Raw genomic sequence first — 24552 nt, 5'->3', positions numbered from 1 at the left:
TTTTCAGTGTTGTGCGTAAGTTTCTATTAACCTCGTTCTTTTCCGGTTCCTTAGGCCTGTCAGCTTCAAATTGGTATCGGGGGACGATCGCCCGCCGCTTCAGCCGAGGCGGCTTACCCGTGTTGTATCCATCGGCACGGGTACATTTTTATACGCCCTATTGTGGCCCCAACATAAGGCTTCATGTCGGCCGATGAAGGTGATTGAGCGCTATATCCTGAGACGCACGCTGGCGATTTCTGCCGCAGCGCTGTCGTGGCTGCTCATCATCGTCTGGACCACCCAAGTGCTCAACCGCCTCGACCTGGTCACCTCGAGCGGCCAATCTGCGGCGACGTTTTTCTCCGTGGCCTTCCTGACGCTCCCCTCCGTCATTCCGGTGATCATGCCTTTCGTCATCGGCATTGCCGCCGCACAGACGCTTGCGACGATGAATGCCGATTCGGAATTGGCAGTGATCAGTGCGGCGGGAAGCCCGCGCTCGACGATCATACGTCCGATTCTCCTGATCGCCATCATCGCGAGCCTCGCGGCCTTCGCCATCAACAACACGCTGGAACCCTATTCCCGGCAGAAGATGCGGGTCATTCTCGCCAACGCCAATGCGGATCTGATCACCACCGTCCTTCGAGAGGGTTCTTTCCAAAAGGTGGTGGACGGCATCTTCGTGCAGATTTCGGAACGCCGGCCAAATGGTGAGCTCGGGGGCATTTTCGTTGTGGATTCCCGCGATCCAAGCCTGAAGCTCGTCTATCGGGCAAACCGGGGCGCCACGCTGCAGCGCCAGAGCGGCAATGTTCTCGTCCTGCTGGATGGTGAGGTGCAAAGACAGGCGGCAAATGGTGACGTCTCCGTCATTCGGTTCGATTCATACGCCTTCGACCTGTCGCAATTCACCAATGGCGACGGCGTTCCCACGCTCTATCCCAAGGATCGCTATCTCAGCGAACTGCTGAACCCAGATCCAAATGACAGGTTCTATGCCAGCAATCCGCAGAGTTTCCGGGCGGAGCTGCACACGCGGTTCTCCGAATGGCTTTACTCGATCGTCTTCGCCCTGATCGCCATCGCCGTGGCGGGGGACGCACGCTCGTTCCGCGAAGCGCGTCTTCACCCGATCGTCGCTACGATGACAATCGGGCTCCTTATTCGTTGGGTGGGTTTCTATGCGAGCAACGAGGCCGAAACGGCGCCATTTTACGTCTATCTTCTCTATGCTGCCCCCATCGGGATGATCGCACTCTGCTGCTGGTTCATTGCAACGCATCGGATCATGGAACTGCCGACAAGCTGGACCGAGAGACTGGTCTCGCAGGTTCAGAAACTGACCGATTCGCTGAGCCGCCTGCGCCTCACTGCGGGTAAACGCGCATGATCGGCCCCACGCTCGGCAGATACTTCTTCCGCCGCTATGCCGCGATCACGGCATGGATTTTCGTGGGCGTCGCGGCCCTGGTATATATCGTTACCTTCACCGAGATCACCGGTCGCGCAGGAAGTCTCGAAGGCTTCACCGCGACTTGGGCACTGGGCCTCGCGGCTCTGCAGCTTCCCATTATCATGCAGCAGGCGGTGCCCTTCATCGGCCTCGTCGCCGCGATGGCAACGCTCATCAGCCTCAACCGCAAATACGAACTGGTGATCGCGCGGGCCGCCGGGATCTCGGCCTGGCAGTTCCTCACTCCGATTGCGTTCGGCGCCTTCGTCTTCGGACTTTTGACCGTGCTGATCTTAAACCCCATCGCGGCAACGGCATTTTCCCGTGCGCAGACTTTGGAGGCGACGGTTCGCGGTGCCGATGCATCTGCGAGTGCGGCAAACGAAAGATGGATCAAGCAGCGCACCGACGAAGGAGAAACGGTGATCGGCGCCGAGGCGGCCCTTGCGGGCGGGACGGAACTGGTGCGGCCTGTGTTCTTCATCGTCCACGACGATGGAATCAGTGAGCGCCTCGATGCGGCGTCCGCGTTCCTGCGAGACGGTTACTGGGAGCTCGTCGACGTGGTGCGCCGGCGTGGCGGCAACGCGCCCGAAAAGCTCGAATCGGCTCGGGTGCCGACAAATCTAAAGCCGGAATTCGTTGGTCAGGAGCTGACCGACCCGGAGGCGGTCTCCATCTTTACCCTGCCCCGCATGATCGAAACCGCGCACTCTTTTGGTTTGCGCGCCAATTCTTTCGCCATGCAGCTCCAGTCGCTCATTACGCTCCCGCCGCTGCTGGTAGCAATGACTCTCATAGCTGCGACCGTTTCGATGAGATTTACGCGGATGGGGCAGTCCGCCACGGTGATTCTAGGTGGCGTCATCGCCGGCTTTCTGCTTTATGTGGTCTCCGTATTGGTGAGGGCGTTTGGTGACGCCGGATTCGTACCGCCGTCAGTCGCGGCATGGACTCCGGTCATGGTGGCAATGTTCTTTGGGGTGACTTTTCTTTTATTCCGGGAGGACGGTTAGTGACGGTCGCGGTCAGAAAAACCCGCGCAGCCGGCCGTCCGGTTCGTTTGCGCCTGAAAACGGGCGTGGCAGCGATTGCGCTCCTGGCATTCGCTTCTACAGCCGTGGCCCAGGTAGCCGGCCTGGACGAGAGCGATCTGCCGCAGGACGCGCAGATGCTGCTCGCTGCGGATACGCTTGTTTATGATAATGACAGGAACACGATCACCGCGGTCGGCGGAGTGCAGATCGAATATGGCGGCTATCGCGTGGTGGCCCAGCGTATCACCTATGACCGCAACACCTCCCGCGTTATCGGCAGCGGCAATGTCGAGATCATAGACCGGGACGGCAACCGCTTCCATGCCGAGGAGATCGACCTGACCGACGATCTCGGCGAGGGCTTCGTGCGGGCGCTCAGGGTCGAGACTGTGGACCGGACTTATTTCGGTGCCGAGAGCGCCGAACGTGAAGGGGGCCGCATCACCACCTTCAACAGGGGCGTCTATACGGCCTGCGAGCCCTGCGAAGAGAATCCCGACCGGCCGCCGCTCTGGCAGATCAAGGCTCAGAAAATCATCTGGAACGGGCAGGCCAAGACGGTTCGCTTCCAGAACGCGCGGTTCGAATTCTTCGGCTTGCCAATCGCCTATCTGCCCTTTTTCGAGGTGGCGGATCCCACGGTAAAGCGGAAATCAGGCTTCCTGATGCCGAGCGTCCTTGGAGGCAGCGAGCGGGGCTACGGGCTCAAGGTTCCCTATTACTTCGCGCTTTCCCCCACCTACGATCTCACCGTCGCGGTAACGGGCTATAGCAAGCAGGGCTTCCTGGGCGAGGCCGAATGGCGGCAGAAATTCAACAACGGGGAGTACAATCTCCGCATAGCGGGCATCCATCAGCAGCGGCCGGAAGAATGGGGGCCGAGCGAGGTTGATGCGCTGCAAACCGATCGCGGCATGATCGCTTCGAAAGGTGATTTCCGGATCAACCCGCGCTGGTCTGCCGGCTGGAACGTCATGGTCCAGTCGGACCAGAATTTTGCCCGCACCTACGAGATCGAAGACTATGCGAATTTCGTGCAGCGGGATGAGGTCTATCTGACTGGTCTGGACGACCGGAACTATTTCGACCTCAGGGGATATCGGTTCCAGATCCAGGAAACAGCAGTCAACAGCAACCGCAACGAATCGCAGCCGCTCGTCCTTCCCAATCTCGATTATACCTACACCCCCGACAGGGAGATCGCTGGGGGTGAGCTTACCGTCGATGTGAACGCCCAGGCGCTTTATCGCGATGAGGGCATGTACACGTCCTCGGACGGCTCTCGGAAGTTGCAGGGGCTTCAAGGCAATTCCGGGCGCCTGACCACCGAGGCCGAGTGGCGGCGCTCCTTCATCACAAGCGCAGGGCTTGTCCTCACACCGATCCTGCATGCGCGCGGCGATTCCATTTTCACGGACTACTCCCAGAATGCAGCCGCGGAGATACAAAGCTTCGCCAGCGCCGCAGGTGCCGAGGCCGATATCCAGTCCGCTTATTATCGCTCCATGGCAACAGCAGGCCTGGAGGCGCGCTGGCCCATCCTTTTCGCCGCCGCCGGTTCGGCGCATGTCATCGAGCCCATGGCCCAGCTCTTCGCGAGGCCGGATGAGCCATATCGCGACAGGTTGGGCATCCCCAATGAGGATGCTCAGTCGCTCGTGTTCGACGCCACCACGCTCTTCGAGCGCGATAAGTTCTCCGGCTACGACCGCATCGAAGGCGGCACACGTGCCAATCTCGGCATCCGATATTCCGGTAGCTTCGCGAATGGCTGGACGGCGCATGGTCTCTTTGGCCAGTCCTATCATTTGGCAGGCGACAATCCCTACGCTTCCCCTGATCTGGTCCATGTCGGCGCGTTTTCCGGGCTGGAGACCGACAGATCCGATTATGTCGGTCTGATCGGTGTCACGCTCCCCAACGGCATGGCCTTCTCGACGGGCGCTCGGCTCGACGAGGAGACCTTCGAGCTTCGGCGCGCGGACGTCAGGGCCGCCGGCACTGTGGGTGCCGTAACTGCCGGCCTGCAATATGCCTTTATCGACGCGCAACCCGGCTACGGCTTTACCGAAGATCGCCAGGAAGTGACGGCTCAGGGGTCGATCCGCTTTCATGAGAACTGGCGCGGTTTCGGATCGGGAACCTACGACCTGCAGAGCAACACGCTGGTGCGGAATTCGTTCGGCTTCGCCTATGACGACGAGTGCTTCACATATCTCATGACCTTCTCGCAGGAGCGCGATATTGATAGTGGGGAGCGCAAGAACAGCTTCGCCTTCAATATTTCGCTGCGAACGTTAGGCGATTTCGGCAGTTCGTCCGGTGCATTCGGCTCTGATTAATGTGAAAACGTCACAGTTTCGCCTATGAGGAAAGCGATGCTAGGACGTAGTTACTGAGCTTTACGTGATACGATGAAGGAAAGAGGGAAGATGTCGGTGCTGAGCATAAGCCGATCCACGGCCGTGATTGCGCTGGCGGCGATGCTCGCGCTCGGATCAGGCGTGGCAGTTGTTTCCCCCGCAGCGGCCACGGATATCCGTTACGTCGTGAACAATCGGCCGATCACGAGCTATGACATCGAGCGACGTGCAGCATTGCTGAGGCTGATGCAGCGCAAGGGCAATGTCAACGAGCTCGCCGCAGAAGAGATGGTCGACCAGACGCTGCGGCAGCAGGAAATGGCGCGCATGGGCGTGAACATCACGCAGGCCATGGTCGATCAGTCCTACGGCAACTTCGCGGCATCCAACAATATGACGGCCGCGCAGCTGGACCAGATTTTATCCCAAGCCGGAGTGGGGAAGGATCATTTCAAGGAATTCATCCGCACCCAGATCGGATGGGGACGCGTGATGCAGAGCCGCTCCCGTTCCGGTGCCGTGCTTTCCGAGCAGGATGTGGTTCAGAAGATGCTGCAGCAAGGCGGTCAGAAGCCTACGGCAACCGAATATATGCTGCAGCAGGTCATTTTCGTCGTACCTTCCGCGCAACGCGGTCAGCTTATGGCCAAGCGAAAGAGGGAAGCGCAGGCGATGCGTGACCGTTTCAACGGCTGTGAGAATACGGTCCAGTTCGCCAAAGGTCTGATCGACGTCACAGTCCGCGACATGGGCCGGGTTCTGGCTCCGGAGCTTCCGCCGGAATGGAAGGATCAGATCGCCGGCACGCGGCCGGGGGCCGCAACGCCTATTCGCGAGACCGAACGCGGCGTCGAATTCATCGGCGTCTGCAGCTCGCGTGAGGTCTCGGACGATCACGTCGCCAGAATGGTCTTCCAGAGCCAGGAAACGGGCGACGAGTCTTTTGAAAAGGCGTCAAAGGACTATATGACGGAATTGCGAGAGAAGGCGCGCATCGTCCGCCGCTGAGACACGTCAAATTACTAATCATGCCGTCCAACAAGGTCAGCGCGAAATTCCAATGTCTCCACTCGCGCTGACAATTGGTGACCCCTCCGGAATTGGTCCGGAAATCCTGCTTTTTGCCTGGCAAAAGCGGAGTGACAAGCTGCCGCCTTTCTACGTTTTGGGCGATCCTGCGCTCCTTGCCGCCCGTGCACGGCAATTGGGACTCGATATTCCCATAGTGGAAGCGGAGCCGGAGGCCGCTTCAGCGCTCTTTGCGACGTCTCTTCCCGTCGCGCCGCTCGAAAATGGCCTTGTCGACATGCCAGGGGTGCCGTCGGTCATCAATGCTGCCGGCGTGATCGAGGCGATCCAGCGCGCGGTCGAGGATACGCTTTCCGGCCGCGCCTCCGGAATCGTTACCTGCCCCATCGCCAAAAAACCCCTTTATGACGCCGGGTTTAGTTTCCCCGGGCATACCGAATTTCTCGGGCATCTGTCCAACGAGATCACGGGAGAGACCGTCATTCCCGTAATGATGCTGGCGGGACCGGAGCTACGCACGGTTCCCGTTACCGTGCATCAGCCCCTCGCCGATGTTCCTAAGAGCCTCACAAAGGACCTCGTCGAGAGGACCGGGGAGATCACCGCACGAGATCTCAAGGAGCGTTTTGGCGTTCCTTCCCCGCGTCTGGCCGTTTCCGGCCTGAACCCCCATGCGGGCGAAGGCGGTTCGATGGGGCGTGAAGACATTCAGATCATCGCACCGGCGATTGCAGCCCTTCGCGACAAGGGCATCGACGCGTTCGGTCCACTGCCGGCGGACACGATGTTCCACCCGTCTGCGCGACAGAAATATGATGCCGCGCTTTGCATGTATCACGACCAGGCACTAATTCCGGTTAAGACCATCGGCTTCGACGACACGGTGAATGTCACGCTCGGTCTGCCCTTCATCCGAACCTCGCCCGATCATGGCACGGCATTCGATATCGCCGGTCAGGGGATTGCGAGGCCGGATAGCCTGCTTGCGGCGATCCAGCTCGCGCGCACGCTCGCCGACAACGCGGCAAAGCATAGCGCATGAGTATGGATGGGTTGCCGCCGCTGCGCGAGGTGATCGAGCGGCATGGGCTTTTCGCCAAGAAAGCGCTTGGGCAGAATTTCCTTCTCGATCTCAATCTCACGCGGCGCATCGCGCGCACCGCCGGACGCCTCGACAATGCAACGGTGCTCGAGGTCGGCCCGGGTCCTGGAGGTCTCACGCGTGCGCTTCTCATGGAAGGAGCGCAACGGGTTGTGGCTATCGAGCGCGACGAGCGATGCCTGGCCGCCCTTGCGGAAATCGCTGCGCATTATCCCGGCCGCCTGGAGATCGTTGCCGGTGATGCTCTCAAGACTGATTTTTCTGCGCTTGCTGCCAATGCCGAGAATGTGAAGATTGTCGCCAACCTTCCCTACAACATCGGCACGGAGCTGCTCATCCGCTGGCTGACGCCAAGCGTCTGGCCGCCCTTCTATCAATCCATGACACTCATGTTTCAGCGCGAGGTGGCGGAGCGGATCGTAGCCAAGCCCGGCAGCAGCCACTATGGGCGCTTGGGCGTGCTTGCAGGTTGGCGAACTGATGCGCGGATAGCCTTCGACGTGCCGCCACAAGCCTTCACACCTCCTCCCAAAGTGACCTCCTCGGTGGTGCAGATCAGCCCTATAGAGGAGCCCCTCCCCGTTGATGCAGGCAAGCTGGCCAGGACGACCGAGGCAGCATTCGGGCAGCGGCGGAAGATGCTGCGCCAGAGCTTGCGGCCTCTTGGCGGCGAGGCACTGCTGGCAAAGGCGGGTATAGATGGTACCCGCCGAGCCGAAACGCTTTCGGTGGAGGAGTTCGTGAGCCTTGCGCGGGAGCTGTGAATTGCAGTCCAGGGAGAGCTAGTGCTCCCTAATCCGGGTTCTCCGCCAGGAGGCCGGCAACGAAGTCCTCGAGGCCCGGCCGACGCTCACGCCGCAAACGCTCCGCTGCCACAATGGCGCGGACAGAGGCGAAGGCACGATCAAGATCGTCGTTCACCACCACGTAGTCGTAATCGCGCCACTGCTCAATTTCGTGGCGGGCGTTCTTCAACCGCCGCTCGATGATCTCGGAGGTGTCTTCCGCGCGCCGGGTGAGGCGCGCCAGCAACTCCTTCATGGTCGGCGGCAGGATGAACACCGAGACGATATCGTCCGGCATCTTTTCACGCAGCTGCGCCGCTCCCTGCCAATCGATATCGAACAGCATGTCGCGCCCGCCGGCTATCGCCTCCTCAACGGGCTTGCGAGGCGTGCCGTAGCAATTTCCGTGCACTTCCGCCCATTCCAGAAGCTCGCCTCCATCGCGCAGCATCTCGAATTCACGCATGGACTTGAAGTGGTAATGCACCCCTTCGATCTCGCTCGGACGGCGCGGACGCGTCGTGACGCTCACCGAAAGCTCGAACTCATGATCGTTTTCGAGCAAGCTGCGCGCGATGGTCGATTTGCCGGCACCCGAAGGCGAGGAGAGGACCAGCATCACTCCCCTGCGGCGGATGGCGGCGGATGGCGAGGCGGCTTCCATTCCTACTCCAGATTCTGCACCTGCTCCCGAAACTGATCGACGACCACCTTTAATTCAAGGCCGATTGCCGTAAGCGAGGAAGCATTGGATTTCGAGCAGAGCGTATTCGATTCCCGGTTAAATTCCTGTGCCAGAAAATCGAGCTTTCGCCCCATCGGGCCGCCGGCTTCGATGAGCGCGCGCGCCGCCGCGACATGGGTCTTCAACCGGTCGATTTCCTCACGAATATCGGCCTTGGTGGCAAGGAAAGCAGCCTCTTGGTGCAGTCGCGCTTCATCGAGGGCCGGTGCCGCCTCAAGCAAGAGCTGCACCTGCTCGTGTAGGCGCTGGCGGATACTGGCAGGCTCGCGAGACGGATCCGCTTCGGCACTGAGTGTGAGCGCATCGATCGCCGAGAGCTGGTCCAAGAGAACTGCCCGCAGCGATGCCCCCTCGTCACGCCGTGCAGCTAGAAGTTCGTCCAGCGCCTGATCGAGCGCTGAAAGCGCCAGCTCGTCCAGGCGTTCGCCGGTCTCCCCATCTAGGCCGGTCTCCGGCAGATCCATCACGCCACGCAGTGCGAGAAGACCATCCGCCCGTGCAGGAGCTGCACCGTAATCTTCCACGAGGCGGCGGCTCAAGCGCGCGAGCTCGGAAAGAAGCTCCTCGTCTATCACGGGCTGGCGCAGCGCCGCTCCGCGGGAAATGGAAAGGCTGGCTTGAATATTGCCGCGAGCAAAGCGTTTCGCGATCCGCTGCTTGGCCGGCTGTTCCAGGCGCTCGAATCCAGCCGGGAGGCGCAGCTTTGCCTCCAGCCCGCGACCGTTCACCGAGCGCAGCTCCCAGGTCACCGACGCGATCTCGTTCATAAGGGAGGCACGGGCGAAGCCCGTCATGCTTTGTATGGTCATTTCCCGCCGCAGCTTTGCCCGAAGGCGCCCGTTAGTTGCTCTCGCTGGTCTCGCCGCCTTCCGCCGCGGCCGGTTCGGCTGCCGGCGTCGCTTGTGCCGCTGCAGCCGCGGCTGCAGCTCTCTCGCGCTCGATCTTGCGCCAGCGAGCCACATTCGCGTTGTGCTCATCGAGCGAGGTGGCGAACGCATGGCCACCATTGCCATCCGCGACGAAATACAATTCTTCGGTGCGCGATGGGTTCGCGACCGCTTCAAGCGCCGCCCGGCCCGGGTTTGCGATCGGGGTCGGCGGCAGCCCGTTGACCAGGTAGGTGTTGTACGGCGTCATCTTGTCGAGGTCGGAGCGATAGATCGGCCTGTCCGCCGGTTTTCCTTCGCCGCCGAAAATACCATAGACTACGGTCGGATCCGACTGGAGACGCATGCCCCGTTCCAGACGATTGAGGAAGACTGCGGCGACCCGCGAGCGCTCGTCCGAACGGCCGGTCTCCTTCTCCACGATCGAGGCGAGCGTCACGAACTCGCTGATATCATTGAGCGGGAGATCTTCGGCGCGACGTGCCCAGATGTCCTTTACCAGCTCTTCCTGTTGCGCCCGCAGGCGCGCAACGACTTCCTTGCGGGAAAGGCCGCGCGTGAAACGCAGCGTATCAGCAGCAAGGCTTCCCTCCGGCGGCAGTTCTTCCGGCAGTTCCCCCGACAGTTCCTCGGTCTTGGCGATCCGTTCGAAGACCTGTGCGACCGTCAATCCTTCCGGAATGGTCAACGAGTAGAGGACCGACTTTCCACTTTCCAGCAATTCCATGATGTCGCGCATGGAAGCGTGGGCCTTGATCTCGTACTCGCCGGCCTTCAGCTTGCTGTCGGCACCGTGGACACGTAGCCCGATCAGGAAAATGCGGGCATCGCTGATCAGGCCCTCGCTTTCGAGAATGCTCGCAATCTCACGCACGCCCGTGTTGGGCTTGATCATCACGGTCTCGGTGGTGGTAGAAGGACCCGGTCCGTCAAAAGCGCTTTTGCCGAAGTAGAATGCAATGCCGGCAACCACCAGCACGAAGACGACCGAAGAGACGACGAAATTCAGGAACACGATAAATTGGTTGCGCGAATGGCGCGACCGTTTCGGCGGCGGCGGCGTCGCCACCTCGGGACGGAGTGTCTCACGTCCCGACCTGAACAAGAAGGTCCTCGAAGACTGGTCTTTCCTGTCAGTCACCTCGGCGGAATCTCCCTAACGAACGGTGCGTTTCGTCTTGCAGAATCAATAGACGACTTGAAGCAAAATAGCGTCATTTTTCCGGCATCTAAGCCGAAAAGTCAGGCTTCATACCGCCGGAAGACCAATGATGCATTCGTGCCGCCGAAGCCGAACGAGTTGGAAAGCGCGACATTGATTTGGCGTTCGCGCGGCTTGTTCGGTACCAGATCGATCGGCGTCTCGACCTCGGGATTGTCGAGATTGATCGTGGGGGGAGCCACATTGTCGCGGATAGCGAGAATGGAGAAGATCGCCTCGGCCGCGCCGGCAGCACCCAAGAGATGACCGATCGACGACTTTGTCGAAGACATGGAGACCCTGCTGGCGGCGTTCCCCACCAGCCGCTCCACGGCCTTGAGCTCGATCGTGTCGGCCATGGTGGAGGTGCCATGTGCGTTGATATAGTCGATATCGGCCGGGGTAAGCCCGGCACGCTTGACGGCCGCCGCCATGCAGCGGAAGGCCCCGTCGCCATCCTCCGATGGCGCTGTGATGTGATAGGCGTCGCCCGAGAGCCCGTAGCCCACTATCTCGGCGTAGATCTTCGCACCGCGCGCCTTGGCGTGCTCCAGTTCCTCGAGAACGAGGACGCCGGCCCCCTCGCCCATCACGAAACCATCGCGGTCGCGATCATAGGGACGAGACGCCTTCTCCGGCGTATCGTTGAAACTGGTGGAAAGCGCCTTGCAGGCCGAGAACCCGGCGATCGACAGCCGGGTGATCGGAGACTCCGCCCCGCCTGCCAGCATCACATCCGCGTCGCCGAACATGATCAGCCGGGAGGCGTCACCAATGGCATGCGCACCGGTTGAGCAGGCCGTGACGACGGCGTGATTGGGACCCTTCAGCCCATGCCGGATCGAAACCTGCCCCGACACCATGTTGATGATATTTCCGGGGATGAAGAACGGGCTGATGCGCCTTGGACCGCGTTCCTGCAGGAGCAGCGCGTTCTCGGCGATTCCATCGATCCCGCCTATTCCCGAACCGATGAGGACGCCGGTCGCGCAGCGCTCCTCCTCAGTCTTCGGTTCCCAGCCCGAATCAGCCAGCGCCTGGTCGGCCGCAGCGATTCCGTAGGTGACGAAATCAGCGATCTTCCGCAGATCGCGAGGCTCCAGGAAAGCCTCCGCATCGAATGCTCCTTCCCCCTCGCGGGGGATGGCATTGGCGATCTTGCAGGGAAGGTCATCGACTTCAAACGTGTCGATGCGCTTAGCCCCGCTTGCGCCGGCAAGAAGCCTCTTCCAGCTGTGCTCCGCGCCGAGACCGAGCGGCGAAAGAAGTCCTACGCCGGTGACGACGACGCGTCTCATCTTCTGGATTGCCCCGAGATCGTTGGCTGCGCGCAGAAGGCTGCGCGTCAGGCCGTCGCCTTTTCGATGTACTTAACAGCGTCGCCGACCGTCAGGATGGTCTCGGCCGCGTCGTCCGGGATTTCAACGCCGAATTCTTCCTCGAACGCCATCACCAGTTCAACGGTGTCGAGGCTGTCCGCGCCCAGATCGTCGATGAAGCTGGCCTGTTCGGTCACCTTGTCGGCGTCTACGCCAAGATGCTCTACAACGATCTTCTTGACGCGCTCTGCAGTATCACTCATCTGTGAACCCTCGACTTCATGAATTTCCGGTCTTCGTTAGCGGCAGGTTTCACGCTAATCAAGCTGAAAAGAGGGCCGGTCCAACGGCTTTCCAAGCTCTTTCTCGCTTACACATCGAATCCTGCCGGATTTCGGCGCGCCATAACACGGATTGGGCGTGGCGGCAAAGCCGTGTTCAAACCATCAGCATTCCGCCGTTCACGTGGATCGTCTGACCCGTGACATAAGCCGCCTCGCTGGAGGCGAGATAAACGACGGATGCGGCAATCTCCTCGCCCGAGCCCATCCGCTTCATGGGAATGCTGCTCAGGATGGATTCGCGCTGTTTCTCGTTCAGTTTGTCCGTCATGGCGGTTTCGATGAAGCCAGGCGCCACACAATTGACGGTGATGTTACGGCTGGCGATCTCCTGCGCCAGCGACTTGGAGAAACCGATCAGCCCCGCCTTTGAGGCGCAGTAATTCGCCTGGCCGGGATTGCCTGCCACGCCGACGACCGAGGAGATGTTGATGATGCGGCCCCAGCGGCGGCGCATCATCGGGTGCGTCAGCTCGCGTGTCAGCCTGAAAACAGCGGTAAGATTGGTCTCTATGACCGCATCCCAGTCTTCGTCGCTCATGCGTACGAACAAGCCGTCGCGGGTGATTCCCGCATTGTTGACCAGGATGTCGACGCCTTCGAGCTCAGCCTCCGCCTTCGCGGCGAGGTCCTTCACCTCTTCCCGGCTTGAAAGATTCGCGGGAAATACCTTCGCGCGGTCTCCAAGTTCGCCAGCGAGCGCCTCCAGCTTTTCCACTCGCGTCCCGTGCAGGCCAACAGTGGCGCCTTGCTTGTGGAGCGCGCGCGCGATGGCTTCGCCGATGCCTCCGGTCGCTCCGGTAACGAGGGCCTTGCGGCCGCTGAGATCGAACATTGCTTGGTCCTTTCCAGGATTGGAAGTCTTACAGCGCCTTCAGCACCGCTTCGATGTCTGCCGGTGTGTTGACGGCAACGGCATTGAGATCGCGGTTGATGCGACGGGCGAGTCCCGTCAGCACCTTGCCAGAGCCAACCTCATATAGCGTATGCACGCCGTTTCCGCCGAACCATTCGACTGTCTCGCGCCAGCGCACCCGCCCGGTCACCTGTTCGACCAGCCTCGCAGCGATCTCTTCCGGATCGGTGAGTGGGCTGACGGTCACATTGGCAATGACCGGCACAGCAGGCGCGTTCTTCTGCACCTCCGCAAGAGCCTCGCGCATGCGTTCGGCCGCCGGGCCCATGAGCGCCGAGTGGAAGGGCGCCGATACCGGCAGCATGATCGCGCGCTTGGCGCCGCGCTCGCTCGCCAGCCGCGCAGCTTCTTCCACCGCGGACCTGGCTCCGGAAATGACCAGCTGGCCGCCACCATTGTCGTTCGCGATCTGGCAAATCGCGCCTTTGGCCGCGCTGGCGCACACCTCTTCCACGTCAGCGGCCTCAAGGCCGATAATGGCTGCCATGGCACCCTCGCCCACCGGCACGGCCGCCTGCATGGCATTGCCGCGAATGCGCAGGAGCCGGGCCGTATCGGAAAGAGAAAACGTGCCGGCGGCGGCAAGCGCGGAATATTCGCCGAGCGAATGGCCGGCGACATAGGCGACCTTGTCCTGCAGCCGGAAACCCTCTTTTTCCATCACCCGTATCGCGGCGAGGGAAACCGCCATCAGCGCCGGCTGAGCATTTGCCGTGAGCGTCAGCTCGTCCTCGGGGCCCTCCCACATCAGCTTGGAAAGCGGCTGGTTCAACGCCTCGTCCACCTCCTGGAATACGGCGCGCGCCTCCGGAAACGCCTCCGCCAGATCGCGGCCCATCCCAACGGCCTGGCTTCCCTGGCCGGGAAAGGTGAAGGCGATGCTCATCGGCGGTTCTCCTTGATCCATGCTTTTGGGGCGCAGGTGGTGGCGCAAGAGCCGGCGCGCGTCAAGCCCTTTGCACCTGCTGCTCGGAATGCAGCGGATCTGTTCGATCCTTCAAAAAGGAACGCGGGGACGACCCGCGGCAGGATCGTCCTGCCGCGTGCTTGCAATTAGAAGCCCGCGAGCAACTATTGACACTTTGTCAGGAAATGTCAGCCTGTCACCTAGCCTCTATGGCAAGTGTTGCGCAACTTGCCTATATCTGGCGCGCCTTGGCCGGGTTTCGCTCTGATGCATTCTTCCAGCGCGTGACCCGTATCCTCTCCGTTCCGCAGCGAAGATCTCATGCAGCACGCTATTTCCATCTCCGGTCTTTCCAAGGTCTATGATTCGGGCTTTACCGCCTTGCACGGGGTCGATCTCGATGTCCGTACGGGTGAGATCCTGGCCCTTCTAGGCCCGAACGGAGCCGGCAAGACGACGTTGATTTCGATCGTCTGCGGTATCGTCAATCCGTCCGGCGGCAGCGTCACCGTGCAAGGGCACGACATCATCAGAGACTATCGCGCGGCCCGTCAGCTCATCGGGCTCGTGCCGCAGGAACTCCACGTCGAGACGTTCGAGACCGTTTGGGACACTGTGAATTACAGCCGTGGGCTCTTCGGCAAGAGCCCCAATCGGGCCCTGTGCGAACAGATCCTGAAGGACCTCTCCCTATGGGAGAAGAAGGACAACAAGATCCTGCAGCTTTCCGGCGGGATGAAGCGCCGCGTGATGATCGCCAAGGCGCTGGCGCATGAACCGAAGATCCTTTTCCTCGACGAACCCACCGCAGGCGTCGACGTCGAATTGCGCAAGGACATGTGGCAACTCGTGCGCCGGCTGCGCGAGAACGGCGTGACCATCATCCTGACGACGCATTATATCGAGGAAGCCGAGGAGATCGCCGACCGGGTGGCCGTCATCAACAAGGGCCGCCTGATCGTCGTCGAGGAGAAAACGGAATTAATGCGCAAGCTCGGCAAGAAGCAACTCACGCTGGAACTCAGCGAAAACATCGGTCCGCTGCCTGAGGCTCTCGCCGTCTACGATCTGGAGGTGGAGGACGGCGGGCGCCGGCTTGTCTACCACTATGACACACAAGCGGGACGCACGGGCATTGGCTCGCTCCTGGCCGATCTCAATCGGTCCGGCATCGCCGTGAAGGATCTCGATACCGAGCAGAGTTCGCTGGAGGACATTTTCGTGAGCCTGGTGGAGGAAGCGCGGTGAATTTTCAAGCGATCAAAGCCATTTACCTGTTCGAGATGGCGCGCATGCGGCGCACGCTCCTTCAGAGCGTCGTTTCGCCCGTCCTGTCGACCTCCCTCTATTTCGTCGTTTTCGGGGCTGCGATCGGCGGCCGAATCCAGGAAGTTGAAGGAGTCGCCTACGGCGCCTTCATCGTCCCAGGCCTGATCATGCTGACGCTGCTTCAGAACTCGATTTCCAACGCCTCGTTCGGCATCTATTTCCCGAAATTCGTGGGCACGATCTACGAGGTGCTTTCAGCCCCCATCTCTTTCATTGAGATTGTCATTGGCTATGTCGGGGCCGCCGCTTCCAAATCGCTGATCCTGGGCATCATCATCCTGGCGACAGCCCATCTCTTCGTGCCGCTTGAGATCCGTCATCCTTTCTGGATGCTCTTCTTCCTGGTGCTGACGGCAGTCACCTTCAGCCTGTTCGGCTTCATCATCGGTATCTGGGCCGACAATTTCGAGAAACTGCAGCTCATCCCGCTTCTCATCGTAACACCGCTCGTGTTCCTCGGCGGTTCGTTCTATTCGATTCAGATGCTGCCGGAATTCTGGCGTGACGTGACGCTTTTCAACCCGGTGCTTTATCTCATCAGCGGCTTCCGCTGGAGTTTCTTCGAAACGGCCGATGTGAGCGTCGGGGTCAGCATCACGATGATCTGTGTCTTCCTCGCAATCTGCATCTCGCTGGTGTGGTGGATTTTTCGGACGGGATACCGGCTCAAAGCTTAGGAACAAGGATTAAGCCAAATCTCCAGTGCCGTGCGCGGCGCCCGGTGATATAATGAAACGTCGCAGGGCGTAACCGCGCCCCAGGTGCGATGTGATGCAACGGTGATGCCGCACCTGGCCAGTGGTGCGGAAGGGAGCTCACGCTTTCCTCATCCCGGACCTTCTCGAATTCGACTTTTATTCGACGAGCCCGGCTGCGGCTTTCCCGGTCTGAAAAAGGCAATCAGCCTTGGCCGGCGTACGCACCGTTCGATAAGAGGAGGAGACAATGCTCACAACAGAGGCGGTCACAGGCTCATCCCTGAAAAAGGCAATCGAGAACCGCGATGGCCGGACGCTTTCGAGCTTCTACGCCGATGACGCACTGATGCGCATCATCGATCGCAACAATCCACCAAGCAGGCCACGCGAAGTACAGGGACGAGAGGCGATCACGGCCTTTTGGGACGATATTTGCGGCCGCGCGATGACGCATGAAGTCGATACGAGCATCTCGGACGGCAACCTGATGGCCTTCACCGAGAACTGCGCCTATCCCGACGGCACCAAAGTCTTCTGCATGGCGACGCTGGAACTGAAGGACGGCAAGATCGCCCGGCAGACGGTTGTGCAGGCCTGGGACGAATAGAGGCAGAGGAGGATGACAGATGTTCGTCGCACGTTGGCACGTCGAGGCTCGTTTTGGCCACAAGCAGAATGTCGTGGACCTGATGCGCCGCTGGATGGAGGAAATCGGTAGCCAGGTAGGAACCGACAAGATGAATGTTCAGCTGCTGACGGGTTCCATTGGCGCGAAGGAAGCGGTGGTGGAGGTCAATCACTCCGTAGAGAGCCTCGCGGAATTGGAACAGTTCTTCGATTCGATCAGCAAAATCGAAGCACACAAGCAGTGGGGCAAGGACCTTGAGCCCTATGTGGTCTCCGGGTCCACCTACTGGAATATCTACCGCATCTTGTAATCAGGCGAAACGATGCCGCCCCTTCCGGGCGGCATTTCACGCGACTGCCTTGACGGCCCAGGCCCGGGCTTTCATCCGGATCGAGCCATCCTGCTCCGGGGAAATCGTCTGATGCAGTTTCTCCCTCAGGCGCTCTCTGACGTCCGGTTCGAGGCTGACGCAATAGCCCGGAGCCGGCCCGGCACCAAGGGTGAAGGGCTTCCAGAAATCCTCGAAGTCTCTGAAGATTGTTGGGACTTCGATCGGAATGCATTCGATCGACCGCAGACCGCCCTCACGCGCCATCTCGATCAATCCATCCGAGGTGCAGAATGGAAACCGACGGTCCTCGGTAAGATCCCGCGCACCGGGATCGAGAGCCACCGCGGCGGTCCAGAACGCACGCATGAACTCAATCCCGCCCCCCGGATAGTCCCAGACATAGAAGGCGACCATGCCTTCCGGCCTGACGACCCGCTTCATCTCTCGGACGGCTTTCATCCTGTCGGGAACGAAGTTGAGCACGAGCGCCGATGCAGCCACGTCGCAGCTTGCGGAAGGCAAACCTAATGCCTGTGCATCCTCAACCCGGAATTCCACTCGCGGATCAGTGACATTGACAAGCGCCTTTCGGATGAAGCCTTCGGAAGCATCGGTCGCGATCAGGCTTTCGGGATCGCAGAGATCGAGGATGGAAGCCGTCAGCGCACCGGTGCCGCAGCCGACCTCGAGCCAGCTGAGCCTGCTGCGGCAATCGAGCCATTGAAGGAATAGGGGCGCCACCTTTCGGCTCCAGCGACCCATATAGCCGTCGTAGCTGTCGCCCGCTTGCCAGGCGTCATGACGTTCAGCTGTCATGATGCACCTCCTGATGAGGTCGCTATGAAGGACAAGTGTTACGCCTATCCCGGCCCCGTGGCTAGCAACCACAAAGCAGTAGGGAAACCTTGCATCTGCGGCAAAACACTGTATAAGCGCGCGATCTGCCGGTCCCAGCCGGGGGCTGAACGGAGGGCCAGGTGTTATCGCCTGTTGCGAAGCAGAAGGCTTCCGCCTCCCGTGTCTCCGCTCTCGACCGTCTTGAATGCGCCTTTCTTCGGCCGGGCTTTGCCCGGCAAGAGAAGTCGCTGAGGCTTTAGCCGCTGGAACAGGCAGGAAAAGAAGGAGAAAGGCAAGAGAATGGCTCTCTACGAACATGTGTTTCTTGCCCGGCAGGACCTCTCCCCGCAGCAGGTCGACGCACTTGTGGAACAGTACAAGGGCGTGATCGAAAGCGGCGGCGGCAAGGTTGGCCGGATCGAGAATTGGGGCCTCAAGTCCCTCGCATACCGCATCAAGAAAAACCGCAAGGCCTATTTCGCGCTCTTGGATCTCGACGCACCGGCGGAAGCCGTGAAGGAGATGGAGCGTCAGATGGGCATTTCGGAAGACATCCTGCGCTTTATGACGATCCGTGTCGACGCGCATGAGGAAGGCCCATCCGCGATGATGCAGCGCCGTGACGATCGCGACCGCGGAGATCGCGGTGATCGTGGCCCGCGCCGCGACTTCGACGATCGCGGCCCACGCCGCCCGCGTGAGGATGACCGCCCGCGCCGCGCGCGCGAGGATGAGGGAGACGAATAATGGTCGACATCAACCAGATCCCGACGCGGCGCCCCTTTCACCGCCGCCGCAAGACCTGCCCGTTCTCGGGCGCCAATGCGCCGAAGATCGACTATAAGGACGTGAAGCTCCTGCAGCGCTACATTTCCGAGCGCGGCAAGATCGTTCCGTCCCGCATCACGGCAGTGAGCCAGAAGAAGCAGCGCGAGCTCGCCCGTGCGATCAAGCGCGCCCGCTTCCTGGGCCTCCTGCCCTACGTGGTGAAGTAATCCCGGCAGCGGGCACCTTTCGACAGGTGCCCGCTCCCCTCTCCGCTTCGGGCGCGGAAGAGCGGAAGTAAGTCCCGAGTTGGGGCAGCTTGCCCCTAACTGCCAACAAAACCGGCAGGACAGCGAACCAGCCTCACGGCCCCGTTTTCCTGCCCTGCCCTCGATTTTCAGCCCTGTATGGGCGACGAGAAGGAAACGGACAATGGAAGTCATTCTTCTGGAACGCATCCCCCGCCTGGGTCAAATGGGCGATGTCGTGCGCGTCAAGGACGGTTACGCACGCAATTTCCTGTTGCCGCAGAACAAGGCGCTGCGCGCCAACGAAGCAAATCGCAAGAAGTTCGAATCGCAGCGTGTCGAGCTCGAGGCGCGTAATCTGGAGCGCAAGAGCGAAGCCGAAGCCGTGTCCGAAAAGCTCGACGGCAAGAGCTTCGTGATCGTTCGCTCCGCTGCCGAAACCGGTCAGCTCTATGGTTCCGTTTCGGCGCGCGACATCGCCGAGGTCCTCGCTTCGGAAGGTTTCAAGATCGGCCGCAACCAAGTTGACATCAATCATCCGATCAAGACCATCGGTCTGACGAATGTGGCGATCGCCCTGCATCCCGAGGTGATTGCAACCGTCACGCTGAACATCGCCCGCTCTGCAGAAGAGGCCGAGCGTCAGGCGCGTGGCGAGACGCTCGATTCCGCCGAGGCCATCTATGGCGACGAGATCAACGAGAGCGCCCGACCGGACGCATTCTTCGATCCGGAAGCGGAAGGCGAAGAAGAAGGCGAAGAGAACACCTGATCTTCCGACTATGAAAACAAAGGGGCCGGTCCAAGGACCGGCCCTTTTTCTTTGTGCTTTATTCCATTGCCGCGGCTACCGCACCGCCGCCATCCGGCTGCTGCTTTGGCACCCGAAGCAGCAGGACCAGCGGGATGGCACAGAGCGTGATGATCATCATGAACTTGAAGTCGTTGACGTAGGAGATCATCAAGGCCTGCTGGTTCACGAGTTGGTCCATGATCGAGAGCGAGGTCGGATCGCCCTGCGCCGCGCTCGGCATGGTGGCCCAAAGGTTTGGATTGTAGGGCGTGATATGCGTGGCGAGTTCTGCATGATTGACCTGAGTGCTGTTCGTGAGCAGCACCGTGACGACCGATATGCCGATGCTTGAACCGATATTACGCGTCAGGCTGAACAGACTCGTTCCATCGGTGCGGTACTGCGGCTTGAGGGTCGCAAACGTGATGGTCGACAACGGCACGAAGACCAGACCAAGCCCCATGCCCTGGACAATGCCCGAGATGATGATCAGCCGGCCGTCCATTTGCGGTGTGAAGCCGGTCATCATGTGGAGCGACCAGGCCGTCAGAGACAAACCGGTAACGACGAGAATGCGCGGATCGATAATGCGGACGAGCCGGCCGACAACGATCATCGATATCATCGTGCCCACGCCGCGCGGCGCCATGATGAGCCCTGTAAGCATGGTCGTATAGCCGAAAATCCGCGCGAGCATCGGCGGCAGGAGCGCAAGGCTTGCAAGCAGGATGACACCCACGACGAAGATGAAGACCAAACCGGTCACCAGATTGCGGTCGCGAAAGATGTGCTTGTCGATAAACGTATTCTCGCCCATGAGCGTATGGACCGCAAAGACCCAGAACCCCGTGATCGACAGGCCGAGCTCGATCCAGATCTCGACGGAGGAGAACCAGTCGACCTCGGCGCCGCGGTCGAGCATGAGCTGCAGCGCCCCAACGCCGAGCGAAAGCATGGCAAAGCCGAAGAAATCGAACCCGCGCAGGCGCCGCGGCGCGCGCGGCAGATAAGCGGCCGCGCCGAGTAGACAGAGAATACCAACGGGCAGATTGATGAAGAACACCCAGCGCCAGTTCAGCGTTTCAGTGAGCCAGCCGCCGAGCGTCGGCCCGATGATGGGGCCGACCATGATACCGGCGCCGAACACCGCCATGGCTTGCCCGTGATTCTCCTTTGGATTGATGTCGAGGAGAAAGGTCTGCGCGAGCGGCACGATCGCAGCGCCGAACACACCCTGTAACAGGCGGAAGAGGACCATCACCTCCAGGTTCCACGCAATGCCGCAGAGCATTGAGAAGATGGTGAAGCCGGCGATCGAAAGCAGGAAAAATTCGCGGCGCCCGATGCGATCGGAAATCCAGCCGGTCACCGGCGTCATGATGGCAGCGGCGACGATATAGGAGGTCAGAACCCAGTTGATCGTGTCGGGCGACGCTCCAAGGTCGCCCGTCATCGAAGGCAGCGCCACATTCGCAATCGTCGTGTCCAGCACCTGCATGATGGTGCCAAGCATGATCGCGACGGTAATCAACCCGCGATGTGGGACCGCCTCGTGCGTTGTTGAGGCAGCTTCAGCCATAATGTTGTTCCACTTCTGCGAAACGCAACCTGACTACTCGGTCGCGTGCGCCGTGCCGAAACCCGGTATGCCGTTGGCCACTTCCGTATCGACGGTCACGGTGGCGCTCATTCCGGTGCGCAGCGGCAAATCCACGCCGTCCGCCTGCAGCTTCAGCCGGACAGGAATTCGTTGTGTGACCTTCACCCAATTGCCCGTAGCGTTCTGAGGAGGCAACAGAGAGAATTCCGCGCCGGTACCAGCGCTGATGTCCTCAACGGTCGCTTCGACCGGGCGATCCGGATAGGTATCGAACACGATCTCGGCCTTCTGGCCAGGTTTCATATGGGTGAGCTGCGTTTCCTTGAAATTCGCCTCGACCCAGATGCTCTGCGTTTCCACCAGGGTGAACAGCGGGGTGCCGGCGCTCACGAACTGGCCATTTCGGAAATTCGAGGCTTGGGCGATCACGCCATCGGCGGGCGCCTTCACCGTCGTCTGCTCCAGCTCATAGGCAGCTTTATCTCGTGCCGCGAGGGCGGAAAGGACGGTTGGATGCTTGTCGGTTTCGATGTCCGGATTGCCACCCAGTGCCGCAAGCGCGCTTGCAACGGCCTGACGCGCTGAGCTCAAGCTCTCCTTCGCTTTCTGCAGGTTGCGTCGGGCTTCGTCCAGCGACGACTGGGATGCCACACCCTTGCTCGAAAGGTCCTGCTGGCGGTTCAGCTGCGTTTCGAGATACGCAACTTCGCTCTCGGCGTCCCGCTCCTGCGCCTTGGCCTGGCTATAGGCAGCCCGCAACTGCTCGACCTGCAGACGCGCGCCCTCTAGGGCAGCCTCCGCCTGGGCAAAGGCGATGCGATACGGCTGCTGATCCACCTGGAAAAGAACCGCGCCGGCCTCCACACGCATATTGTCGGCCACATTGCTCTCCACGATGCGACCGGCGATCTGCGACGCAATGGCAACCTTCGGCTGCTGCAGATAAGCATCGTCCGTTTCCTGGTAGCGGCCGCCGGTGATCCACCACCAGCCTCCGCCTATCGCAAGCGCGAGCGGGACGATGAGCATGAGGGCCAGACGCAGCCCCTTTTTCTTCTTGGGTTTGGAGGGGGCGGGCTGCGGCGATGCCGGCGAACCCGCCCTCGCCTGCTCGATTTCGATGGGTTCCGCTTTTTCCTGCGCTTTTGATATCGCGTTCATTAGATACGACCTCTATTACGATCCTTGCTGCGAGGCGGGGTCGCCCTCGGAAAGATTCTCGGCAATTTTTTCGAGCGCGCAGATCAGACTGACACACTGCTCGTCATCCAACCCGGCCAGCGCCTCCTGATAGACTTGCCCGACCAGTTTCTTGATTTCCTTGTGGGCTTCCCGCGCCTTCGGAGTGGCGAAGACCATGCGAACCCGCCGATCCTCCAACCCCTGCCGTCGTTCAACCCAGCCCCCTTCCACCATCCTGTCAATGAGGCGTGATACGCTGATGGGCTCGATCTCCAGAAGTTCTGCGAGTCTTGCCTGCGTCGCGCCATCCTCCTTCAGGATCCAGGAGAGGAGCCGCCATTGGGCAACCGACAACCCGTGCTCGTTCCCACGGCCTTCGAAGCGCTTACGCATCAGCCGCGGAATGTTGTGAAGCAGGAAGCCGAGGCGCTCGACGCCTGTCGTGTTAAGGGGACCTGACAAATTCATAAGCGGCATATATTGTAAGCATGCTTATGAAACAAGGGCGCGTATGCTGCAGTGCAAAAAAAATTTCGTGAACGGACTTGTTGCTGCACGGCGGTGATGCCAGCACGGTTCAGCCGTAGCTTCTCCGGAAAGCCGGGAGGACGATGAAGTAGACAGTTGTCGGAACTCAGGTTGATGCCTACGGAATACCGCGGGAAGACTTGGCCCCGAGAAGCCACGCCCTAACCCGGCACCTGCGGTCAAATCAGGGTCACCTCGTCAGCCGCGAAGAAACGGCTCAGGCGGCCCGTTCGATCCGAATAACTTGAGGCTTGTCCACGAGATGCCCGTCCTTGGTGATGCCATCGACGGCTTTGCGGACCGCCGCTTCCGTGGTCTCGTGCGTGACGAGGATCACGGTCTTTTGTTCAGCCTGCGTAACGTCTCCGTGCTGAACGATCGATTCCAGAGAAATCGCATTGTCGGCCATACGCCGCGCAATGGCGGCAAAGACGCCAAGCCGGTCCTGCACCGTAAGACGGATGAAATAGCCGCCGGCGTGGGAGCGCATCGCGGCGCGCCTGTAGGGAGCGAGTTCCTTGGCAGGACGGCCAAAAACAGGTCCGTGCTGGAAGCCGGGGCGGCTTTTCGCGATATCGGCAAGGTCGCCGATCACTGCGGAAGCCGTTGCATTGCCGCCGGCACCCGGTCCGGAGAGAAGCAATTCGCCCAACATGTCCGTTTCTATGGCAACAGCGTTGGTGACGCCATGAACCTGGGCGATGACGGAACTCGTGGGCACCATGGTTGGGTGTACACGTTGCTCGATGCCGTTTTCGGATTTCTGCGCCACGCCCAGGAGCTTGATGCGATATCCAAGTTCGCCGGCCGCGCGAATATCCGCCTGGCTGATGTTGGAGATCCCTTCCAGGTAAATGTCATCGGCCGAGATGCGGCAGCCAAAGGCCAGGCTGGTAAGGATCGAAAGCTTGTGGGCGGTATCGTGCCCCTCGATATCGAACGTGGGATCTGCCTCCGCATAGCCGAGACGCTGGGCTTCACGTAGACATTCCTCGAAGGAAAGCCCTTCCGCTTCCATCCTGGTGAGGATGTAATTGCAGGTGCCGTTCAGGATCCCGAAAACGCGCGTGACCTGATTGCCGGCGAGCGCCTCGCGCATCGTCTTGATGACGGGAATCCCCCCGGCTACAGCGGCTTCGTAGTTGAGGAGTACGCCGTTCCTCTCGGCTATCGCCGCCAGTTCCACACCACGTTTCGACAGCAGAGCCTTGTTTGCCGTCACCACATGCCTGCCCGCTTCGAGCGCCGCGCGTACGGATTCGAAGGCCGGACCATCTTCACCGCCGATCAGTTCGACATAGACGTCGATCTCCGCGGAGGATGCCAGTTCGACCGGATCGTCGAACCATTGCGTGTTGCCAAGATCGATGCCCCGGTCGCGAGCTCGGTCACGCGCTGACACGGCCACCGGGGCAATCTCGCGGCCGCACTGACGTGTGAGTTCCGCACCTTTATCACCCAGCATGCGGACTACGCTTGCGCCCACGGTGCCAAGACCTGCAATTCCTATGCGCAGGGCGTCGGCCATGTCTGCTGCCTTCCT

At 60.6% G+C, this 24552-nt stretch carries 25 protein-coding genes; 13 read left to right on the top strand and 12 right to left on the bottom strand.

Annotated features, from left to right (window positions below; genetic code table 11):
- Positions 1-193 precede the first annotated feature (193 nt).
- From lptF to rsmA, 6 genes are all read left to right on the top strand, one after another.
- The gene (gene lptF, locus CHEJ32_RS0105130; RefSeq protein WP_028032898.1) at positions 194-1375 is read left to right on the top strand and encodes an LPS export ABC transporter permease LptF; all 1182 of its coding nucleotides are present in this window, start codon (positions 194-196) and stop codon (positions 1373-1375) included.
- Entirely contained in the window at positions 1372-2454 is a 1083-nt protein-coding gene (gene lptG, locus CHEJ32_RS0105125) for an LPS export ABC transporter permease LptG (RefSeq protein ID WP_028032897.1), read from the top strand. The genes lptF and lptG overlap by 4 nt, the downstream gene beginning before the upstream one ends.
- Positions 2454-4817 carry an LPS-assembly protein LptD gene (locus CHEJ32_RS0105120; protein WP_028032896.1) on the top strand — a complete coding sequence of 788 codons (2364 nt, stop codon included), beginning with the start codon at positions 2454-2456 and terminating at the stop codon, positions 4815-4817. Before lptG ends, CHEJ32_RS0105120 begins: the two co-directional genes overlap by 1 nt.
- Before the next feature lie 90 nt (positions 4818-4907).
- Positions 4908-5846, top strand: a complete 939-nt coding sequence (locus tag CHEJ32_RS0105115; RefSeq protein WP_051469460.1) for a SurA N-terminal domain-containing protein — start codon at positions 4908-4910, stop codon at positions 5844-5846.
- A 52-nt stretch (positions 5847-5898) separates the two neighbouring features.
- Complete coding sequence (pdxA, locus tag CHEJ32_RS0105110; protein ID WP_034657868.1) at positions 5899-6909, top strand: 4-hydroxythreonine-4-phosphate dehydrogenase PdxA; 1011 nt, start codon at positions 5899-5901, stop codon at positions 6907-6909.
- Positions 6906-7733 (top strand): 16S rRNA (adenine(1518)-N(6)/adenine(1519)-N(6))-dimethyltransferase RsmA, encoded by an 828-nt coding sequence (gene rsmA / locus CHEJ32_RS0105105; RefSeq protein WP_028032893.1) that lies wholly within the window; start codon positions 6906-6908, stop codon positions 7731-7733. Before pdxA ends, rsmA begins: the two co-directional genes overlap by 4 nt.
- 28 nt (positions 7734-7761) lie before the next feature.
- On the opposite strand, the gene gmk is transcribed toward rsmA, so the two are convergent.
- The 7 genes from gmk to fabD all read right to left on the bottom strand — a co-directional run bounded on the left by gmk (position 7762) and on the right by fabD (position 14049).
- A complete protein-coding gene (gmk, locus tag CHEJ32_RS0105100) occupies positions 7762-8418 on the bottom strand; it encodes a guanylate kinase (protein ID WP_028032892.1) in 657 nt (218 codons plus the stop codon).
- A 2-nt stretch (positions 8419-8420) separates the two neighbouring features.
- Positions 8421-9308, bottom strand: a complete 888-nt coding sequence (locus tag CHEJ32_RS0105095; RefSeq protein ID WP_028032891.1) for a YicC/YloC family endoribonuclease — start codon at positions 9306-9308, stop codon at positions 8421-8423.
- Between the two features lie 31 nt (positions 9309-9339).
- Positions 9340-10527, bottom strand: a complete 1188-nt coding sequence (mltG, locus tag CHEJ32_RS23950; RefSeq protein ID WP_034657866.1) for an endolytic transglycosylase MltG — start codon at positions 10525-10527, stop codon at positions 9340-9342.
- A gap of 101 nt (positions 10528-10628) precedes the next feature.
- Complete coding sequence (gene fabF / locus CHEJ32_RS0105085; protein ID WP_028032890.1) at positions 10629-11885, bottom strand: beta-ketoacyl-ACP synthase II; 1257 nt, start codon at positions 11883-11885, stop codon at positions 10629-10631.
- Positions 11886-11932: 47 nt separating this feature from the next.
- Positions 11933-12169 carry an acyl carrier protein gene (locus tag CHEJ32_RS0105080; protein WP_011581104.1) on the bottom strand — a complete coding sequence of 79 codons (237 nt, stop codon included), beginning with the start codon at positions 12167-12169 and terminating at the stop codon, positions 11933-11935.
- A 175-nt stretch (positions 12170-12344) separates the two neighbouring features.
- Positions 12345-13082, bottom strand: a complete 738-nt coding sequence (gene fabG / locus CHEJ32_RS0105075) for a 3-oxoacyl-[acyl-carrier-protein] reductase (RefSeq protein ID WP_028032889.1) — start codon at positions 13080-13082, stop codon at positions 12345-12347.
- A 28-nt stretch (positions 13083-13110) separates the two neighbouring features.
- Positions 13111-14049 (bottom strand): ACP S-malonyltransferase, encoded by a 939-nt coding sequence (fabD, locus tag CHEJ32_RS0105070; protein ID WP_028032888.1) that lies wholly within the window; start codon positions 14047-14049, stop codon positions 13111-13113.
- 342 nt (positions 14050-14391) lie between these two features.
- Here fabD and CHEJ32_RS0105060 point away from each other — a divergent pair, with 342 nt between their 5' ends.
- The 4 genes from CHEJ32_RS0105060 to CHEJ32_RS0105045 all read left to right on the top strand — a co-directional run bounded on the left by CHEJ32_RS0105060 (position 14392) and on the right by CHEJ32_RS0105045 (position 17035).
- The gene (locus CHEJ32_RS0105060) at positions 14392-15318 is read left to right on the top strand and encodes an ABC transporter ATP-binding protein (RefSeq protein ID WP_028032887.1); all 927 of its coding nucleotides are present in this window, start codon (positions 14392-14394) and stop codon (positions 15316-15318) included.
- Positions 15315-16076, top strand: a complete 762-nt coding sequence (locus tag CHEJ32_RS0105055) for an ABC transporter permease (protein WP_028032886.1) — start codon at positions 15315-15317, stop codon at positions 16074-16076. Before CHEJ32_RS0105060 ends, CHEJ32_RS0105055 begins: the two co-directional genes overlap by 4 nt.
- A gap of 268 nt (positions 16077-16344) precedes the next feature.
- The gene (locus CHEJ32_RS0105050; RefSeq protein WP_028032885.1) at positions 16345-16704 is read left to right on the top strand and encodes a nuclear transport factor 2 family protein; all 360 of its coding nucleotides are present in this window, start codon (positions 16345-16347) and stop codon (positions 16702-16704) included.
- 19 nt (positions 16705-16723) lie between these two features.
- The gene (locus tag CHEJ32_RS0105045; RefSeq protein ID WP_028032884.1) at positions 16724-17035 is read left to right on the top strand and encodes a hypothetical protein; all 312 of its coding nucleotides are present in this window, start codon (positions 16724-16726) and stop codon (positions 17033-17035) included.
- Positions 17036-17071: 36 nt separating this feature from the next.
- On the opposite strand, the gene CHEJ32_RS0105040 is transcribed toward CHEJ32_RS0105045, so the two are convergent.
- Positions 17072-17872 carry a class I SAM-dependent methyltransferase gene (locus tag CHEJ32_RS0105040; RefSeq protein ID WP_034657862.1) on the bottom strand — a complete coding sequence of 267 codons (801 nt, stop codon included), beginning with the start codon at positions 17870-17872 and terminating at the stop codon, positions 17072-17074.
- 321 nt (positions 17873-18193) lie between these two features.
- On the opposite strand from CHEJ32_RS0105040, the gene rpsF reads away from it, so the two are divergent.
- The 3 genes from rpsF (at position 18194) to rplI (ending at position 19678) form a co-directional block, all read left to right on the top strand.
- Positions 18194-18640 carry a 30S ribosomal protein S6 gene (gene rpsF / locus CHEJ32_RS0105030; protein ID WP_028032882.1) on the top strand — a complete coding sequence of 149 codons (447 nt, stop codon included), beginning with the start codon at positions 18194-18196 and terminating at the stop codon, positions 18638-18640.
- On the top strand, positions 18640-18888 hold the full coding sequence (gene rpsR, locus CHEJ32_RS0105025; RefSeq protein ID WP_011581252.1) for a 30S ribosomal protein S18: 249 nt from the start codon (positions 18640-18642) through the stop codon (positions 18886-18888). The genes rpsF and rpsR overlap by 1 nt, the downstream gene beginning before the upstream one ends.
- A 202-nt stretch (positions 18889-19090) precedes the next feature.
- Complete coding sequence (gene rplI / locus CHEJ32_RS0105020; RefSeq protein ID WP_028032881.1) at positions 19091-19678, top strand: 50S ribosomal protein L9; 588 nt, start codon at positions 19091-19093, stop codon at positions 19676-19678.
- A gap of 58 nt (positions 19679-19736) precedes the next feature.
- On the opposite strand, the gene CHEJ32_RS0105015 is transcribed toward rplI, so the two are convergent.
- The 4 genes from CHEJ32_RS0105015 to CHEJ32_RS0105000 all read right to left on the bottom strand — a co-directional run bounded on the left by CHEJ32_RS0105015 (position 19737) and on the right by CHEJ32_RS0105000 (position 24537).
- Positions 19737-21278: a DHA2 family efflux MFS transporter permease subunit gene (locus CHEJ32_RS0105015; protein ID WP_028032880.1), complete on the bottom strand. Its 1542-nt coding sequence runs from the start codon at positions 21276-21278 to the stop codon at positions 19737-19739.
- A gap of 33 nt (positions 21279-21311) precedes the next feature.
- Entirely contained in the window at positions 21312-22460 is a 1149-nt protein-coding gene (locus CHEJ32_RS0105010; protein ID WP_028032879.1) for an HlyD family secretion protein, read from the bottom strand.
- Between the two features lie 15 nt (positions 22461-22475).
- Positions 22476-22958, bottom strand: a complete 483-nt coding sequence (locus tag CHEJ32_RS0105005) for a MarR family winged helix-turn-helix transcriptional regulator (protein WP_028032878.1) — start codon at positions 22956-22958, stop codon at positions 22476-22478.
- A 268-nt stretch (positions 22959-23226) separates the two neighbouring features.
- Positions 23227-24537: a homoserine dehydrogenase gene (locus tag CHEJ32_RS0105000; protein ID WP_028032877.1), complete on the bottom strand. Its 1311-nt coding sequence runs from the start codon at positions 24535-24537 to the stop codon at positions 23227-23229.
- Positions 24538-24552: the final 15 nt, after the last annotated feature.

It is taken from the genome of Chelativorans sp. J32, from assembly GCF_000518985.1.
Lineage (GTDB): Bacteria > Pseudomonadota > Alphaproteobacteria > Rhizobiales > Rhizobiaceae > Chelativorans.
The sequence above is the reverse complement of the archived record's forward strand: the minus strand, read 5'-3'. Positions and strand labels throughout refer to the sequence as shown.